This window comes from Sphingomonas sp. GW821-FHT09B04 (genome assembly GCF_059418285.1).
Map to the genome: position 1 here is coordinate 135,142 of NZ_JBWKPO010000007.1, position 18,639 is coordinate 153,780.

At 66.3% G+C, this 18,639-nt stretch carries 7 protein-coding genes; 2 read left to right on the top strand and 5 right to left on the bottom strand.

Annotation, left to right across the window (positions count from 1 at the left end):
- Nucleotides 1-332 precede the first annotated feature (332 nt).
- From AC07NK_RS19925 to AC07NK_RS19945, 5 genes are all read right to left on the bottom strand, one after another.
- Nucleotides 333-12,884, bottom strand: coding sequence for an autotransporter-associated beta strand repeat-containing protein (locus AC07NK_RS19925; protein WP_495172374.1), 12,552 nt, complete (start codon nucleotides 12,882-12,884; stop codon nucleotides 333-335).
- A 490-nt stretch (nucleotides 12,885-13,374) separates the two neighbouring features.
- A complete protein-coding gene (gene arsH, locus AC07NK_RS19930; protein WP_495172375.1) occupies nucleotides 13,375-14,118 on the bottom strand; it encodes an arsenical resistance protein ArsH in 744 nt (247 codons plus the stop codon).
- On the bottom strand, nucleotides 14,115-15,146 hold the full coding sequence (gene arsB / locus AC07NK_RS19935; protein ID WP_495172376.1) for an ACR3 family arsenite efflux transporter: 1,032 nt from the start codon (nucleotides 15,144-15,146) through the stop codon (nucleotides 14,115-14,117). The genes arsH and arsB overlap by 4 nt, the downstream gene beginning before the upstream one ends.
- A complete protein-coding gene (gene arsC, locus AC07NK_RS19940) occupies nucleotides 15,146-15,571 on the bottom strand; it encodes an arsenate reductase (glutaredoxin) (RefSeq protein WP_495172377.1) in 426 nt (141 codons plus the stop codon). The genes arsB and arsC overlap by 1 nt, the downstream gene beginning before the upstream one ends.
- A gap of 11 nt (nucleotides 15,572-15,582) precedes the next feature.
- On the bottom strand, nucleotides 15,583-15,912 hold the full coding sequence (locus tag AC07NK_RS19945) for an ArsR/SmtB family transcription factor (protein ID WP_495172378.1): 330 nt from the start codon (nucleotides 15,910-15,912) through the stop codon (nucleotides 15,583-15,585).
- 222 nt (nucleotides 15,913-16,134) lie between these two features.
- On the opposite strand from AC07NK_RS19945, the gene AC07NK_RS19950 reads away from it, so the two are divergent.
- Both AC07NK_RS19950 and AC07NK_RS19955 read left to right on the top strand, forming a co-directional pair.
- On the top strand, nucleotides 16,135-18,087 hold the full coding sequence (locus tag AC07NK_RS19950) for a TonB-dependent receptor plug domain-containing protein (protein WP_495172379.1): 1,953 nt from the start codon (nucleotides 16,135-16,137) through the stop codon (nucleotides 18,085-18,087).
- 10 nt (nucleotides 18,088-18,097) lie between these two features.
- Complete coding sequence (locus tag AC07NK_RS19955; RefSeq protein WP_495172380.1) at nucleotides 18,098-18,499, top strand: MerR family transcriptional regulator; 402 nt, start codon at nucleotides 18,098-18,100, stop codon at nucleotides 18,497-18,499.
- Nucleotides 18,500-18,639 lie beyond the last annotated feature (140 nt).

Here is an 18,639-nt window from a genome sequence, read left to right on the forward strand (position 1 = left end):
CAGTCCCGGCGAACAACTGCTATGTTGACGCATGCGGACCGAGACGGTGGTGCGATTGAAACGGCAGATTTGCCTATTTTCGCACCAGCAACCAGAAAGGTGAGACACGGCCCACTTCCGGCCGTTCAGCCTATCGCGTTCTCAATGTCCGCTTTTGCTACTCGGCGCGCGGAAGCGGACAGGTCGCAATCGGCCCAGATCTGGCGGTCGTGTCGCCGGTCGAGGCGATCAAGGAGTAGCAATCGGACCTGTAGCGACCGCCCCCGCTACCGTCCGGATCGCGGCGGACAGCAAGATCAGCGACGCTCGCATCCAGATCCGGTCCCGGAAGATCAGAACCTAAGGCTGATCGTGGCACGGGCGCCGTGTTCGCGCGCTGCAGACCCCCGCACGCCGGTATAACCGAAGCGCAAGCTCAGCGAGTCGCTGATATCGGCGGTCAGGTCGAGGTTCGTGACGACCGAGAGGCTGTCCATCTCGGACGAACGCACTGCAAAGGCCTGGCCCGGCGCCGCTGCCAGCGCCAGGACCGGCTCGGCGGCGCGGTCGCCCATGGCGTGGCGCAGGCCAACATTGCCGCCGAGGCGCACGCCGCGGCCCAGCGCGCCTTCGCCGCGCAGACCGAACTCGGCAATGCCGAACACACTCTTCTGATCCCGTGCCACTAGCGCCGCAGGGCCTCCGACTTCCTTGAAAACATCGAACTCGACCCGGGTGATGCTGCCGGCGAGATAGGGCGCGATAAAGCCCTGGCCGCCGGCATCGATCCGATAGGCGATCTCGCCAAAAGCCTGGATCATCTTGCCCTTGGTCTTGCCGCGCAGGCTGTCGGCGATGCCTGCGACATTCACCTGGCGCTTTGCATCGAGATCGAGCCACGAATAGCTTGCGCCTGCATTGATGCGCCACCCCTTCAGATCGAGGCCGAAATAGACGCCGGCCCCGCTGCGATCGATCTCGGCCCGGCTGGCGCGGGCATCCACCGACACGGTGATGCGGGCATGATGCCCCATCAGGCCAGCACGCCACGAGCCTTCCTCGGTCGCGGCGCCAGTATCGACGCCCATCATGAAGCCGGTGCGGTCCACATCATAGCCCGCGGCATTGCCGTCGCCATTGGCGCTGCCCCAGCTGCCGAGCATCTGGCCCCAGCCGCCCGTGCCCGAAAGCCCGACATCGGCGGCTGCACCCAGCCTGCCGAGTGCGGCTTCACGCACTGACCGCTCATCCTCCAGCACCGCGCGGGTGGCGGAGGCATAGACTTCGCCTGAAAGCTGATCGAGCGCTGCGGGGATCTCGGCGGGCGCCAGATTGTAGAGCCCTGCGATCGGTGTGGGATCATATCCGGCGACGACCGCCGCATCGATCCGGCTGATCGTGCTGGTCTGATTGTAGCTGAGCGGCAGGTTGCCCAGCACGTCCGTCAGCCGGTTGGGCGCGAGCATCAGCTGCACTTCGCTCGCGGTGTAGATGATCTTCGGCCGGAAGATGATGCCGAAGCTGTTGAGGCCGGTAACATTGAAGGTGCCGGTCACTCCGGAATCGGCGCGGAGCAGCACATAGACGCTGTTGAAGGCGTAGGTCCCGCCCAGGTTGAGCAGTGCCAGCGTGCCGCCCAGCTGTGCCGTGCCGGTGGCGAGGATCTTGTCGCTGCCGCTTGGCTGAACTTCGGCGGCGAACAGCGAACCCGCCTGGAACAGGACGTTGCCGCTAACATTGAGCGTGCCGACGCTGTTGCCCGGCGCCACTGTAGCGCTGCTCTGCGCGATGATGCCGCCGACCGTGCCGGTGCCGCCCAGCGTTGCGCCATTGCCGATGGTAACGATCGAACGCGAGAGCAGGCCGTTGACCGCCAGCGTACCGCTCAGGACCCGGGTGGCGCCGGTAAGACCCGAACTGTCACCCGTCAGCGACAGGACGCCGATCCCACTCTTCTCGAACAGGCCTGCGCCGATCAGGCGGCCAGTATAGCTGCCATTGGCGGCCTGCGCGAATTCAAGCGCCGCGTCGGTCCGGATATCGCCCTTGAGCGAAGCCGCGTCGCCGCGCAGCCGCCCGGCCGACACCAGCGTGCCGCCGGTATAGCTGTTGGCGCCAGTGAGCGTGGTCGTGCCGGTGCCCGCCTGGACGAAGCCACCGGTGCCGGAGATGGCATTCGCCAGCGTCACCACGTCGCCGCGGTTGAGCACGAGCAGGCCATTGTTGACGATCGCCCCCTCGATCGAGCCGCTGGTGCCGCCATTGCCGATCTGTAGCGTGCCGGCCGAAATGGTGGTGCCGTCGGTCTGGCGCGCTGCGCCGGTGAGCACTAGCGCGCCCGTGCCGGTCTTGGTCAGGCCGCCGCTGCCGGAGATTGTGCCGGCGAACGACGAATTGCCGTTGCCCGCACCGATCGTGAGGGTGCCCCTACCGAGGGTGATCGTGCCCGACCCGTTCAGCGTGCCGACCGACGTGTCGAAGCCTGTGAGATTGAAGCTGCCGGTTGCCCCCTGTTGCAGCGCTGCAGCCGTCGTCGCGCCGTTCAGCATGATTCTGCCGTTGTTGACGATACCGGTGCCGATCGTGCCGGCGAGCCTGGCGTTGCCGTTGTTGAGCAGGCCGCCGCTGATTGTGCCCGAGCTGTCCAGTGTGCCGTCATTCCGCACCATGCCGGTTACGGTACCCGCATTGATGAAGCTCGACTGGTTGAGCACATTGCCGGCCAGGCTGCCGCTCGTATCCAGCGCCAGAATGCCGGCGCTTACCGTGGTGAGACCGGTATAGGTGTTGGCCCCCGTCAGCGTGAACGTGCCGAAGCCGGCCTTGATCAGCGCGCCGCTGCCCGAGATCACCCCTCCGAAGCTGGTCGAGCCGCTGTTTTCGCCCACGGCCAGCGTCCCGCCGCCGTTGCTGATCGTGCCCGTGCCGGCGAGGCTGCCGAACCGGGTATCGAACCCGTTCAGCGCGATGCTGCCACCCGCCGCCTGAGTCACTGCGTCGATACCGGCGATGGCGCCGGCGAGGGTGATCGTGCCGCTGTTCGAGACTGCGCCGGTCAGCACACCGGAAAGCGTGGCCGCGCCGCCATTGGCCAGCCCACCCGAGAGCGTGCCGGTGCTGTTGAGCGTGGCGTTGTTGGTCACCAACCGGACAACCGTGCCGGCATTGTTGAAGGTCGTGTTGTTCAGCACCGCGCCGGCGATTTTCCCGCTGCTGCTCAGCTGGAGCGTGCCTGCGCTCACAGTGGTGGTGCCGGTATAGTTATTGGTGCCGGTAAGGGTGAAGGTGCCCGTGCCCGTCTTGGTCAGTCCACCGCTGCCCGAAACGATGCCGCTGAAGCTGGTGCTGCTGTTGTCGCCGCCGAGCGTCAGCGTGGCGCTGCCCAGGTTCACCGCACCGGTGCCCGTCAGGCTGCCGAAGCTGGTGCTGAAGCCATCCAATGCGATGCGGCCGCCCGCCACCTGCGTCACCGCGCCGATACCGGTGGTGGTGCCGGTCAGCTCGATCGTTCCACTGTTCGCGATCGCGCCGGTCACCGTGCCAGCGAGCGACGCCGCGCCGCTGTTATTCAGACCGCCTGCCAATGTGCCGGTGCTCGTCAGCGTGCCGGTGTTAGTCACCAGACCCGCGACGGTGCCGGCATTAGTGAACGTCGCATCGTTCTGCACCGCGCCCGCGAGCGAACCGCTCGCGGCCAGTGCCAGCGTGCCGCCGGAAACCGTGGTGACGCCGGCATAGCTGTTCGCGCCGCCAAGAGTCAGCGTGCCGCTGCCGGTCTTGGTCAGCCCGCCGGTGCCGGAGATGATCGCGTCGATCCGGCTATCCACGCGGTTGCTGACGTCGATCACCGAGAAGCCCCCGGTGGTCGCCAGCCCGTCCGCCGCCGTCGCGCCCGCAATCACATAGCCGCCGGTTCGGAAGCGCAACTCCTGGAAGGACTGGACGCCCTGCACGGTCACATTGCCGCCAGCCGCACCGCCGAACACCGCGACCTGACCGCGCCAGCTGTCGTTGACCGCATAGCCGGTCGGCGCGGTCCAGTTGGTGCCGGTGCTGCTCCAGGTGCCTGCGCCGCCGTTGATGCCCGCAGTACTGCCGGTGAGGTCGGTGCCATCCCAATATTGGATCGCCTGAGGGCTGCTGGCGAACAGGATGTTCACCTGACCGCCGATATTGGTGAGCAGGTTGGTCGTGTAGCCGGCCGGCATCGCGCCGAAGAGCAGGCCGTTATCGGTCAGCGTGCCGCCATAGTTGAACAGCCGGTAATAGCCCTCGCCAAAGCCGGGCAGGGCGGTGACGTTGAGCGTGCCGTCGAGCGTGAGGTTGCCGCCGACATTGACCAGATCGTTGTTCGTGCCGCCGGGTGTACCGGCCTTGCCCAGCTCGAAATTCAGAATGGTCCCGGCGCCGAGGTTCAGGTTGCCGCCGATGTTGAGCGTACCCGGGCTGTTACCGGGCGAAAGCGTACCGCTCGTCACGGTGACGTCGCCATGGAACGTGCCGCCGCCGCCCAGCGAACCGCCGTTCAGCGTCAGGCTGGCGGTGTTGCCCACCACGTCGCCAAAGGCGCCGTTGAGCGTCAATTGGCCGCTGTCTACCGTCACGGTACCGGTGAAGTTCTGCATGGCGTCGTTCGAAGCGGTCAGGGTGATGCCCGCGCCGGCCGCGGTGTTCACGCCGATCTGGCCATTGCCGGAAATCACCCCGCCATAGCTGTAGTTGCCGGCAGTGGCGAAGGTAAGCGATGCGCTTGCATCGGTCAGCGCGACATTGCCTGTGCCCAGCGTGCCGCCCGCCACGTTGACCGCCGCACCGGCACCGATCTGCGTGTCGCGATAGCTGTTGGCGCCATCCAGCGTGAAGCTGGCCGTGCCCACGCCCGACACCGCGAAGCGGACATCGCCGCCGCTGATCGATCCGGTCAGCGCGGTGCTCGATCCGTTCACGCCTTCCAGCATCGCAGTGCCGGTACTCACATGGACGCCATTCGCCAGCGTCACCGCGCCTGCCTGCACGTTGCGCAGTCCGGTGCCGTCGATCAGCTCGACATTGCCGCTGCCCAGCGCCTGGCCATTGTTGAAGCCGACCACGCCGCCAAACACCTGGGTGCCACCATTATAGCCGTTGGCGCCGGTGAGGACGAGCAGGCCGGTACCGTTCTTGGTCAGGTTCCCGCTGCCGCTGATCGTGTTGCCGAAGCTCCGGTCGATCGATCCGTTGAAGTCGAGCGTGCCGTTGTTCGCGATCAGCCCGCCGCCGATCGCGCCGCCGTCTCCCAAGGACAGCGTACCCTGGTTGATGGAGGTCGTGCCACCATAGTTGCTGACGCCGGTCAGCGTCATCGTGCCGTCGCCGGTCTTGGTGATACCGCCCGAGCCGGTGATCGTGCCGGCGAAGCTCGTGTTCGTGTCGTCGCTGCCGATGGTAAGCCGGCCGCTGCGCAGATCGACAGTGCCTTCACCGCTAAGCGAGCCGAAGCTGGCATTCCTGAGCGCGAGATCGAACAGCGCGCCGCTCGACTGGTTGAACTGCCCGGTGCCGGTCACGTCGCTGGACAGCGAAATGGTGCCGGACTGGTTCCGGACCAGCCCGTTCACCACATTCCCCAGCACCGCGATGCCGTTGTTGGTCAGTCCGCCGTTCAGCGTCCCTATCGAAACCAATGCGGCGTTGTTGATCACTTCCCCGGCGATCGTGCCGGTGCTGGCCAGTTGCAGCGTGCCGCCGTTGATCAGCGTCGCGCCGCTATGGCTGTTGGTACCGGTCAGCGTGAACACCCCGGCGCCGGTCTTGGTCAGCCCGCCATTGCCGGCGATCGCGCCGTCGAAACTGGTGTTGGCGCCGCTCGCGCCCACGGTCAGCGTGTAGAAGTCGAGATTGACGCCGCCCGCGCCGCTCAGCGAACCCAGCGCGAGATCGGCGATGAGGTTGAGCTGGCCACCTGCGGCTTGGCTGAAGCCAGTGATCCCGGTGACGCCGCTGGCATTGAACGTGCCGCTGTTCTGGACCGCGCCATTGGCCTGGCCGCCAAGCGTGGCGGTACCGCCGCTCAAATTGACCAGCGCCAGCGCGCCGTTGAAAACGCCTGAGCCGGTCAGCGTCCCGCCGTTGGTGGTGAGGCCGGTGAGGGTGCCGCTATTGATGAAGCTGGCGCCGTTCGCGACCGTCACGTCGCTGGTCAGCGCGCCGCCGAAGTCGAGGTTGAGGGTACCTCCGTTGACCGCGGTGGCACCGGTATAGTCGTTCAGCCCGCCCAGGATCTGTTCGCCCGTGCCGGTCTTGATCAGGCCGCCGCTGCCGGAGATCGTGCCGCTGAAGGAGGAGAAGGGGCGGCTGCTGTCCACCGTCAGCGTCGCCGCGCCGAGCTGGATCGCGCCGCCGCCGTTGAGCGCGCCGACCGTCGTGTCGAAACCAGCGAGGTCGAGCAGGGCACCTTGCACGCCCTGGTAGTTGGTGATGCCGGTCACCGTGCCGGTGAGCGTCACGGTCGCGCCGACCTGGAAGTTGCCGATCTCGCCATTGACCTGGTTCTTGATCAGCGCCGTGGCGAAGTTGCTGATCGAGCCGTTGATGATGCCCGTGCTGATGAAGCTGGCGAAGGTCTGGACGTTGCCGTTGATGACGCCCGTGCTGTAGTTGGTCGCGACGCCGCCGAGCGACTGTAGCCCGCCCGTCGTCCCGTAATTGTCGAAGGTGCTGAAATTCTGGGTGTTGCCCTTGATCACGCCGGTGACGTTGTTGGTCACCGTGCCGAAGGTCTGGAAATTGGAGAAGGCCTCGATCGTGCCGCTGTTCTCGATCGTCGAGAAATTCTGGATCAAATCGGCGCTGAAGCTGCCGGTGCTCGCGAGCTGGAGCGTGCCCGCATTGATCTGGCCGAAGGAGTTCAGAACGCCGCCGCCATTGCCCAATGCGACGGTGCCGTCCAGGGTCAGCGTGCCGCCACCATTCTTGGTGAAGACAGATGCACCGCCATCGGCGCCCGTCACTGTGCCGCTGAAGATCGTCGAGGTGTTGTTGTAGCCCGTGTCGAGCCGGCCGTTGTTGAGGGTAACCGTGCCCGCGCCCGCGAGCGATCCGACATGCGTCTGGAAGCCGTTAAGGTCGAAAGTGGCGCCCGCCTGGACAGTGAGCGCGGTCGGGTCGGTGAGCGCGTTGTTGATTCCTAGCCGCAGCGTGCCGGCGGCGACGTCGGTCGCGCCGCTATAGCTGTTGACCGCTGAGAGGATCAGCGTGCCGGCGCCGGTCTTGTCGAGGCCTGCGCCGCCCTGGATGATCACGCCGATGTCGGCGGTGACGCCGCTCGAGACATCGATGATCGAGAAGCCGCCAGTGGTGTTCAGCCGCGCGCTTCCGTCCGCCGGGCGCAGCACATAGCCATTGGTCTCGAAGCGCAGCTCCTCGAAACTCTGGTTGCCGTCGACGGTGACGGTGCCGCCGGCCGCGCCGGCGAACACACCGACCTGGCTCTGCCAGGCGTCGTTGATCGCGAAGCCGGTCGGGCCGGTCCAGTTGGTGTTCGTGCCGTTCCAGGTGCCTGCGCCGCCGGCGACGCCGGCGGTCGTGCCCATGTCGGCGCCGTCCCAATACAGAATAGCCTGGGAGCCGCCGAGGCGCAGGTTCACCTGACCGCCGATATTGGTGAGGATCTGAGTGCCGAGCCCGCCAGCAACTGTTCCGATGGTGAGGCCATTGTCGGTCAGCGTGCCGCCATAGTTGAACAGGCGGTAATAGCCCGGGCCATAGCCGGCGCCCCAGGCGATGGTGTTGAGTGTGCCGTCGAGCGTCAGGTTGCCGCCGACATTGACCAGATCGTTGCTGGCCCCGCCCACCACGCCGGGCGCGCCCAGCTCGAAATTCAGGATGGTGCCGGCGCCGAGGGTCAGATTACCGGCGATGTTGAGCGTGCCCGGGCTGTTGCCCGGAGACAGCGTGGTGTTGTCGAGCGCGACGCTGCCGTGGAACGTGCCGCTGCCGCCCAGCGCGCCGCCGCTCAGTGTCATGCGGGCGGTGTTGCCCACCACGTCGCCGAAGCTGCCGTTGATCACCAGCCGGCCGCTGATCACGTCTACCGATCCGGTGAAATTGTCGGTCGCGGTGTTCGAGCCGGTCAGGGTCACCGAAGTGCCGGGATCGGATTCGACGCTGACGATCCCGTTGCCGATGATCCTGCCGGCAAAGCTGTAATCGGTGGCGTTCTGGAAGACGAGCGCGGCGGGCGTCGTCGGGTCCGATGCAGCTGCGTCGAAGGTGACGTCGCCGGTGCCCAGTTTGCCGTCATAGACGATCAGCGCGACATTGGGGCCGATCCGGGTCGCGCCATAGCTGTTCGCGCCATTGAGCCGGAAGATGCTCCCCGCGAACGGAGCGGAGAGGCTGGTGGTGAAATGGATGTCGCCGCCGCTGATCGCGCCGTTCAGGTCGGTGTTGTTGCCGCCGCCGTCGAAGGTCGCCGCGCCGCCGATCGCGACCTGGATGTCGTTGTCGATGTCGAGGCGGGCGCAGCCGCAGGCGGCGTTGAGCAGGGTGGTGCCGCTGGCCAGCTTGATCAGCCCGGTGCCCGCCGCGAAATCGCTGCCTAGACCGAGTGTGCCCGCGGTGACGTTGATCCCGCCGGCGCCCTGGCCTTCCTCGTTGACGTCTCCGAGCAGCAGTGTGCCCGTGCCGGTCTTGGTCAATTCGCCCTGAAGGTCGAGCGCGCCGATCATCTCGAAGGTGTAGCTGTCGGTATCGATCGTGCCGCCACCCGACAGGATCGCGACGTCCCCGGCATAGCTGTCTTCGAACGCCTTCAGCGTCGCGCCATTGTCGATCTCAACCAGCTGGCTCGCGCCGAGGCCGAATTCGCCGATCGCCAGCGTTCCGGCCTGGATCGAGAAGGCTCCGACATACGGACCGGAGGCGCCGTTGAGATTGTCGCCGGTCAGCGTCAGCGTACCCGCACCGAGCTTGGTGATCCTGCCGTCGCCCGCGATACTGCCGGCGAAGTTGATGTCGTTCGAACGGTTGAAGACCAGCGTGCCGCCGGCCATGAAGACCGGGCCGTTGCCCAGCGAACCGGTGGTGCCGCCATCGCCCACCTGAAGCGTGCCGGTCGGATCGAGGAGGACCGTGCCGCCGGTATAGCTGTTGTCGGCGGTGAGGATCAGCGTTCCGGTGCCGAACTGGCCGAGGAAGCCGTCGCCGGCCACCGCGCTGGACAGCGTCACAACGTCCGAGCGGTTGAAGGCGAGCATGGCGAGGGCGTCGACGGTGATCGCGCCCGTGCCGAGGCTGCCGGTGGTGCCGCCGTCGCCGACCATCAGCGTCGCGCCGGTGCCGACCCGCGTGTCGCCATAGCTGTTGGCGCCAGTGAGGTAGGTGGTGCCGCCGCCAAAGGTGTCGGCGAAGACCAGATTGCCGCCGGTGATGTTGCCCGCGAGCACGGTTTCATAGCCGTCGCTATCGATCGTCGCGGTGCCGCCGAGCGCGATCTGGATCGCGTTGGTGAGCGTCAGCGCGGCACAGCCGCACGAGACATTGAGCAGCGTGGTGTTGTTGGCGAGATTGAGGGCGCCGGTGCCGGCGGCGCTGTCGTTGCCCAGCCCCAGCGTGCCCGCGGAAACCGTCGTGGCGCCCGTATAGCTGTTGTCGGTCGCGGTCAGGATCAGCGTGCCCGTGCCGGTCTTCTCGAATCCGCGGCTCTGCAGAGCCTGGCTGATCGTGCCGCTCTGGGTAGCGATATCGGTACCCAGCACTTCGAGCTGGGTCGTATCCGACCCGAGCAGGATCGCGGTGCCATTGTCGACACCATTGGCATAGCTGATCACCGATCCGATCGTGAAGATCGTATTGTCCACGCCGCCCGCTGCGCCGCTTTCGCCGATCACCAGCCGGCCGGCGAGCGTGATCCCACCGGTCAGCCCGTTGTTGCCGAGCAGCGTCAGCGCGCCGGTCGGGGCGATGGTCAGCATGACGTCGGAGTCGATCGAATTGCCGGTGCTGCCGAACGTCACTGCCTCGCCTGCGCCGACGCTCAGGCTGCCGGTGCCGGAAGCGGCGATCGTGCCGTTGCCGCCGCCAAGACTGGCGAGGCGGAAGGCGACGTTGCCCACGTCCAGCGTGCCGCCGTCGAGTACGATATTACCATTGTCATGCGCGGTAGCGCTGCCGAGCCGCAGCGTGCCGTCGCTGATCGTGGTATTGCCGAGATAGCCGTTGTTGCCGCTCAGCGTCAGCACGCCGCCGCCCAGCTTGGTCAGGCTGCCGATGCCGGTGATGGCGTTGGCGACGGCGAGGTCGTCCGATCGGTTGAAGACCAGCACGCTGTCATTGACGACGCCGCCGCTGCCCAGCGTACCGGTGGTGCCGCCATTGCCCACCTGGAGCGTGCCCGCAGAGATCGTGGTCAGGCCGGAATAGCCGTTGCTGCCGGTGAGCGTCAGCATGCCCGCGCCCTGCTTGGTCAGCGTGCCGCCGCCACTGATCGTGTTGGCGACGGTGATATCGTCGCCCCGGTTGAAGATCAGGGTGCCATGATTGGTGACGTCGCCGGTGCCGAGCGTGCCGGTGGTGCCGCCATCGCCCACCTGGATGGTACTGCCGGTGTTGATGGTGGTGATACCGGTATAGTCATTGTCGCCGGTCAGGATCACCACCCCGCCGTTTCGCTTCCTCACGTCTCCGGTGCCGCTGATCACGTTCGACACGGTCACCGTGTCCGTCCGCCCGAAGGTCAGCAGGCCATAGTTGGTGACATTGCCGGTTCCGAGTGTCCCCCTCGTCTGGTAGCCGGCCAGCAGCTCCGAATTGCTGTTGACCGTCGTGGTGCCGTAGCCGCTGGTGCCGGTCAACGCGACGAGGCCGGTGAAGATGAGGTCGCCGCCGCCGGTGATCGCGCCGTTCAGGGCAGCGCCGCCAACGGTGTTGCCGTTGATCGTCGCGGTTTCGCCGGCGTCGATCCGGATCGCATTGTCGAAGAAGACGGTGGAGCCCGTCGTCGTGTTGCGGAGGGTGGTGCCGTCGCGGAGCCAGATCCTCCCGGTGCCGGCGGCCGTGACGTGGCCGAGCCCCAGCGTTCCCGCCTCGACGATCGTCCCGCCCGTGTAGCTGTTAGCGCCGTTCAGCGTCAGCTGGCCCCCGCCGAGCTTGCGCAGCTGGCCGTCGCCGATGATCTGGCTGGCGGCGACGATCGTGTCCGAGCGGTTGAACACCAGCTCGGTGCCGGCGGCGAGGCTGGTCTGGCCGCTGCCCAGCGTACCGCTGGTGCCGCCATTGCCGATCTGCAGGCTGCCGGCGGTGAGCGTGGTCGTGCCGGTATAGCTGCTGGCACCGGTGAGGATCAGCCTGCCGGTGCCGATCTTCTCAAACCCACGTCCCGGTTGATCTTCGCCGATCGCGCCGCTCTGGGTCGCGACATTGGCGGCCAGCACCTCGAGCTGCGTGGTGTTGGAGGCAATCTGGATCGCCGCGCCATTGTCGACACCATTGGCATAGCTGATCACCGATCCGGTGGTGGTGATGGTGTTGTTGGTACCTGCGGCGCCGCTCGCGCCGATCCGAAGCGTGCCGGACACGGTGATGCCGCCGGTAAGGTCATTGTTGCCGAGCAGCGTCAGCGTGGCGCCGGCACCGACCACGATGCCGGCGCTGCTGGTGATCGTACCCGTATCGCTCCCGAAAATGCTCGACCCGCTGGTTTGGGTCAGCTTGCCGCCGGCGCTGCTGGTGATGCTGCCGGTGCCCGAGATACGGCTCAGCGCCAGATCATAGGCGAACAGGTTCAGCGTGCCGCCATTGAGGGCGATGTTGCCGCTGCCGAGCGCGTTCGCGCTGCCCTGGATGAGCGTGCCGCCGCGGATCTCAGTGCCGCCCGAATAGCTGTTGGCGCCGGTCAGCGTCAGCGTGCCGATGCTGCTCTTGATCAGCTTGCCGGTGCCGAGAATCTCGTTGGCCAGGCTCTGGTTGTTGCCCTGGACGAACTCCAGGCTGCCCCCGGCGAGCTCGATGCCGCCGACCACGCCCCAGCCGCTGGCGAGTGCGATCTGGTTGGCGCCGCCCAGCCGCATCGCCAGCGCGCGTGTGACGCCATTGCCGGATACGCCTCCGCGGATCGTGGCGTGGAGGACGATGTTGACGTCGCTGGCGACCAGGCCGATGCCGCCGGCGCCATTGTCGCCATTGCCGAAGCCGGGGCCAACGAAAGCGCCTGCGTTGCCGCCATTGCCGCCGTTGACCGCGCCGCTGATCGAGACGGTGGTGCCGGCGCCGGTGAGCAGCAGGCCGATGCCGCCATCGCCGCCGCTGCCACCGTAGAAATAGCCGCCGCCGCCGTTGCCGCCATTGCCGCCGGTGATGGCGTAGTTGAAGAAGATCGTCCCGGTGCCGGTCGTCACTGCGCCATAGCCACCCGCGCCGCCGCCGCCGCCATCGCCGTCGGCCGAACTGCCGCCATTGCCGCCATGGCCGCCGGTCACCGCAACGCCCGGCGCGCCGGAGAGAACGGCGCCATGGGCGCCGCCGCCGCCGCCACTTGCCCGGCTGCCAATGCCACCGCCCGTGCCGTTGTCGCCCGAAGCGCCCGCCGTCGCGCCGCCGGCGCCGCCCGGGGTTCCGTTCCATGCGGCGCCTCCGGCCCCGCCGGTCGCGCCTGCGCCGCCGCCGCCCGCACCCTCATAGTTTTCGCCGGCCGTGTTGCCGGTGCCGCCCGCGCCGGTGCCGTTGCTGGTGCCGCCTGCCGGGGATCCCGGAGCGTTGCCTTGTCCACCCCGGCCGCCATATGTCGTCTGCGCGGCTGCGGGCAGGGCGAGCAGGATTGTCGCGGCCAGGCCGCCGGCCAGCGCGGTTCGGGTCCGATAGGGGCCGCTACGCTTCACTTTGCGCTGAGCAGCGCTCGGGATTGCGAGCGAATCGGTATTTCGGACCATGTCAATTTCCCCCTGCGGGGACCGACAACACACAACGAAACTGAGTCAATATCCCATATGGGGGTGGAGCCCTGTCCCAAATGGCAGAAATCCGTTGCCTTCAATCGATGTCATTGAATACGTTGGAATATGTTTCGTAATCGAAACAAGCGCCGGTTTACCTGTTCGCGAAATAAATTGGCGATCGTCGAGGTTGCCGCTCATCCGGCGGCCAATTCAGGCTGTGGAGAGGGCGCTGTTCGGTCTGCCGATCGAAAGCAAGCTACGCGGCCGTGACCTGGTCAAGATCAGGATCGCGGATCGGGTATCCGGCGCCGAGATTAGAATGAGTATGATCGTGATCTGGCGGAAGGCCGGGCGACCTCTGCAATGCGCCCTCAAATCGGTCATTCGTTTGACCTGAACCATTTCCCGAAATCAGCCATTCGACATCAGCGCGGGCAATATTTGTCGAGGTTCAGCGAAGCACCCTGATCAGATCCTCAAACGATCAGCGGTGGCCGATCGCGACGGCTGAATGATCCTCAGCGGATGCACGAACCCCCGCAGCCTTGCGTTCGGAATATCGATCGACCAGCTGCGCGGCATGCGGGCGGGTCAGAACCGTGATCCGCACCAGCTCCTCCATCACGTCGACGATCCGGTCATAATAGCTGGACGGTTTCATGCGGCCGTGCTCGTCGAACTCCTTATAGGCCGTCGCCACGGACGACTGGTTGGGGATCGTGAGCATCCGCATCCAGCGGCCGAGCAGACGCAGCGTGTTGACCGCGTTGAAGGACTGCGAGCCGCCGGACACCTGCATCACGGCGAGCGTGCGACCCTGCGTCGGTCGCATGCCCTTCATCTCAAGCGGCAAATGATCGATCTGGGCCTTCATAATCCCGGTGATCGCGCCGTGGCGCTCGGGGCTGCACCAAACCTGTCCCTCCGACCACAACGACAGCGTGCGGAGTTCATGGACCGCGGGATGGTCGTCGCCGGGATGCTGGTCGGGCAGCGGCAGGTCGAAAGGGTCAAAGATCCGCGTGTCGGCGCCGAAGAACCGCAGCAGGCGTGCGGCCTCCTCCACGGCGAGACGAGAGAAGGACCGCTCGCGCAATGAGCCATAGAGCAGCAGGATGCGCGGTGGGGGCTGATCATCCCCCAGGTCGACTGCAGGCCGACGGTGCGCGAACGCAGGATCGAGGTTGGGCAGATGATCGGGATCGGGCAACATCCGGATACGGCTCATGCCGGCGCCTTTCTTTCATACCATCCCCGCGTGCGCTTCACGATCGACACCACCGACAGCATCACCGGTACCTCGACCAGGACACCCACGACCGTGGCGAGCGCGGCACCCGAGTTGAGGCCGAACAGGGAGATTGCCGCAGCGACGGCCAGTTCGAAGAAGTTGGAGGCGCCGATCAGCGCGGATGGCGCCGCGACACGCCAGTCAACGCCCAGCCGCCGCGACAGCCAATAGGCAATGCCCGCATTCAGATAGACCTGGATGAGGATCGGCACGGCGATCAGGGCGATGACAAGCGGCTGCGCGACGATCCGCTCGCCCTGAAAGCCGAAGAGCAGAACCAACGTCGCCAGCAGCGCAGCGAGCGAGAGTGGCCCCAGCCGGGACAGGAGTCGGTCCAGCGCCACTGGCCCGCCTGATACCAGCACGGAGCGCCGGATGGCCGCAGCCACGATCACCGGTACGACGATGTAGAGTCCGACCGACAGGAGCAACGTGCCCCACGGTACCGTTACAGACGCCACGCCGAGCAGCAGCGCGACCAGCGGCGCGAACAGGAAGACCATGAGCAGGTCATTCAGCGCCACCTGGCTCAGGGTATAGGTTGGCTCGCCGTCGCACAGGTTCGACCAGACGAACACCATCGCCGTGCAGGGCGCGGCGGCAAGCAGGATCAGGCCGGCAATGTAGGACGGGATTTCCCCCGCCGGCAGCAGCGGCGCGAAAAGCCAGCCGAGGAAAAGGGTTCCAAGCGCAGCCATCGAGAACGGCTTCACCGCCCAGTTCACGAACAAGGTGACGCCCACGCCTCGCCAATGCTGGCGGACGGAGCCGAGCGCGCCGAAGTCGATCTTCAGCAGCATCGGTACGATCATCAGCCAGATGAGCGCCGCCACCACCAGGTTGACGCGGGCGAGCTCGGCCGATGCGATCGCGACGAAGGCGCCGGGGATAGCTTGGCCCAGCGCAATCCCGGCGACGATGCACAGCGCGACCCATAGCGAGAGATAGCGCTCAAACGCGCCCATCAGCCGACTCGCCGGCCGGAAGCGTCGATCACCTGCTCGCCATCCTCCTTGGTGAAGGCTGCTTGTTGGGGCTGGGACAGGATATCGAGCACCGCCTCGGACGGTCGGCACAGCCGCACGCCAAGGGGAGAGACAACGAGCGGGCGATTGATCAGAACCGGGTGCTGGAGCATCGCGTCGATGAGCGCGTCATCGCTCAGACCGGTATCGCCGAGGCCGAGCTCCGCATAGGGCGTTCCCCTCTCGCGCAGCAGCTCGCGCGGGGAAAGGCCCGCCCGCTCGATCAGCTGGACCAGCATCGCGCGCGACGGTGGCGTCTTCAAATACTCGATGACGTGCGGCTCAATGCCGGCGTTGCGGATCATCGCCAGCGTGTTGCGCGACGTGCCGCATGCGGGATTATGATAGATGACGATGTCGGTCACGGCGCGCGCCCTCAACAACAAATGAGTTCGGCAAGCAGCGGTTCGCACAATTCGGCGCGGCCCTGGCAGCAATCCTTGGCCAGGAAGACCATCAAGGCGCGGAGGGCATCGATGTTCGCGCGCTGAATCTGGTTCCGCCCCTGCTTCTCGGCGGTGACCAGACCCGCCCTGGCAAGGACCGCGAGGTGTGTGGAGAAGGTGCTTTGCGTCAGTCCGCTCGCCTCGACGAGCGCACCGGTTGGAAGACCGTCAGGCTCGTGGCGGATCAGTCGTCGAAAGGCATCGAGCCGTGTCGGATGCGCAAGTGCGGCCATCGCCGCCAAAGCCGATTCGGTATCCATTGATCGAAAAATACCGATGCTTTCACGCAGGTCAATACATATCGGATATTTCCGATGGGATTGCGGTGGGCGCATCAAACCACACCCCGCTCCGCCATACTGACATCAGTCATGTCGACATCAGCGGGAGTTGTAAGCACGGGTTGACCCTGTAGTGGCTTCAGCCTCTATCGCACTTCCTGATCGGTCGGGTCCCGGCCGCACGCCTTAGGGAGCTGCGACTTGTCTTTCCGTTTTGCCTGTCTCACGAGCACCGCGCTGGCCAGCCTGCTGTCCACCGGCGCATCGGCGCAGGAACATCATGGCGAGGAAGCCGAAGAGGGGGAGGAAATCGTCGTTCAGGCGACCCGCACCGGGCGCCGCGTGCAGGACGAGCCGATCCGGGTCGATGTGATCAATCGCGAGGAGATCGAGGAAAAGCTCCTCATGACCCCCGGCAACATCGCGATGCTGGTGAGCGAGACGCCGGGTGTACGGGTGCAGGTGACCTCGCCCGCGCTGGGCGCATCGAACGTGCGGATGCAGGGGCTGAAGGGGCGCTACACCCAGATCCTGGCCGATGGCCTACCACTCTACGGCGGGCAGACGCCGTCGATCGGGCTGCTGCAAATTCCGCCGACCGATTTGGGTCAGGTCGAGGTGATCAAGGGCGCGGCATCGGCGCTCTATGGTCCGTCGGCGCTGGGTGGCGTGATCAACCTCGTCTCGCGGCGGCCGGACACGGAGCCGCAGGGCGAATTGCTGCTCAACGCCACCACCCGCGACGGGCAGGACGTCACCGCCTATGGCGCGACGCCGCTCGGCGGTGGGCTGAGCGCGTCGCTGACCGCCGGGTTCAACCGCCAAACGCAACAGGACCTGAACGATGACGGCTGGGCCGATATGCCCGGTTACGAGCGCTGGACCGCACGCCCGCGGCTGTTCTGGGAAGGTGCCGCAGGCGCGAAGGCGCTGCTGACCTTCGGCGCGATGACCGAGCAGCGCGACGGCGGCACCCTGCCCGGTCGCACCGCGCCCGATGGCACGGCGTTCGTGCAGGCGCAGCACAGTGAGCGCTTCGACCTGGGGCTGACCGCGCAGACTCCGCTTGAGGGCGTCGGCACGCTCTATCTGCGCGCGTCGGGCGTCACCCAGTCGCATCGGCATCAGTTCGGCACGACGAGCGAACGCGACCGGCACCGGACGGGGTTTGCCGAAGCATCACTTGGGGGCGAAGCGGGACGTTCGAACTGGCTGGTCGGCGCGGCGTTCCAGGCCGATGGCTATCGATCGCGCGCCTATCCCACGTTCGATTACAGCTACACCGCGCCCGCCCTGTTCGTGCAGGGCGAGAGCGAAGTGACGGAAGCACTGACGTTGGCGGCGAGCGCGCGATGGGATGCGCATAGCGAATATGGTTCGCGGGTCAGCCCGCGGCTATCGGCGCTCTACCGGCCCGGCCCGTGGACGGTCCGGGCCTCGGTCGGCCGCGGCTTCTATGCGCCGACACCGTTCGTCGAGGAGATCGAGGCGAACGGCCTGTCGCGCGTCGTGCCCTATGCCAAGCTCAAGGCCGAAACCGCCGACACCGCCTCAATCGACTTCGGCTATGCCAAGGGACCGGTTGAGGCGAATGTCAGCCTGTTCGCCTCCAACATCGACAACAGCGTGCAGCTGCGCGAACTGACCGCGACCCGCGTCACGCTGGCCAATGCCGACGGGCTGACCAAGACACGTGGCGTCGAGGTGCTGCTGCGCTATCGCTGGGAGGCGTTCACGCTGACCGGCAGCTATGTCCATATCGACGCCACCGAGCCCGATCCCGATGCCGCGGGGCGTCGTCGCGTGCCACTGACCCCGCGCAACACCGCCGGGCTGGTGGCGATGTGGGAGAAGCACGGCAAGGGACGGGTGGGCCTCGAAGCCTATTACACCGGCATCCAGTCGATCGACGACAACCCCTATCGCTCGCGCAGCCGACCCTATGTCGAACTGGGGCTGATGGGCGAGCTGGTGCTTGGCAAGGTCAGCCTGTTCGTCAACGCCGAGAATTTGCTGGACGTGCGCCAGACGCGCTGGGACCCGCTGCTGTTGCCGCAGCGTGCACCGGTCGGGTCCTGGACCGTCGATGCCTGGGCGCCGAGCGACGGGCGTGTCATCAATGGCGGGATACGGTTCCGCTTCGGCAGGGAGTGAGGTTCGGGCGATGGCATTGACGATCGGCGATCTCGGCAAGGCGACCGGCACCAAGGTCGAGACGATCCGCTACTATGAGAAGATCGGACTGTTGCCCAAGCCCCCGCGCACCAGCGGAAATTATCGCAGCTATGGCGAGGCGGAGCTTGGACGGCTGTCGTTCATCCGCCGCGCGCGCGATCTGGGTTTTTCGCTCGATCAGGTGCGGGCGCTGCTGAGGCTCTCGGATGACCGGAGTCATGACTGCGCGGGGATCGACCGGATTGCGCGCACGCACCTGCTGGAGGTCGATCGCAAGCTTGCCGATCTCATGGCGTTGCGGCGCGAACTCAAGGCCGTGATCGATTCCTGCCAGGGCGGCATCATCGCGGATTGCCGTGTCATCGAGGCGTTGGGGCCGACGGCGGCTTAGCGCCCTCTTAGCTGTCATTGGTCAGCGCTAGAACGAGTCCCAAGAGCGGACTCGGGTACCAACCCCACGCGGTTGGCGACGAGGTCGTCGACGACGGAGGGGTCGGCGAGGGTGGAGGTATCGCCGAGGGATGAGACGTC

Bases quoted from the DNA above. Each gene is read 5' to 3' on its own strand.
- AC07NK_RS19925 (WP_495172374.1), bottom strand. From the start codon at position 12,884: ATGGTCCGAAATACCGATTCGCTCGCAATCCCGAGCGCTGCTCAGCGC.
- arsH (WP_495172375.1), bottom strand. From the start codon at position 14,118: ATGAGCCGTATCCGGATGTTGCCCGATCCCGATCATCTGCCCAACCTC.
- arsB (WP_495172376.1), bottom strand. From the start codon at position 15,146: ATGGGCGCGTTTGAGCGCTATCTCTCGCTATGGGTCGCGCTGTGCATC.
- AC07NK_RS19945 (WP_495172378.1), bottom strand. From the start codon at position 15,912: ATGGATACCGAATCGGCTTTGGCGGCGATGGCCGCACTTGCGCATCCG.
- AC07NK_RS19955 (WP_495172380.1), top strand. From the start codon at position 18,098: ATGGCATTGACGATCGGCGATCTCGGCAAGGCGACCGGCACCAAGGTC.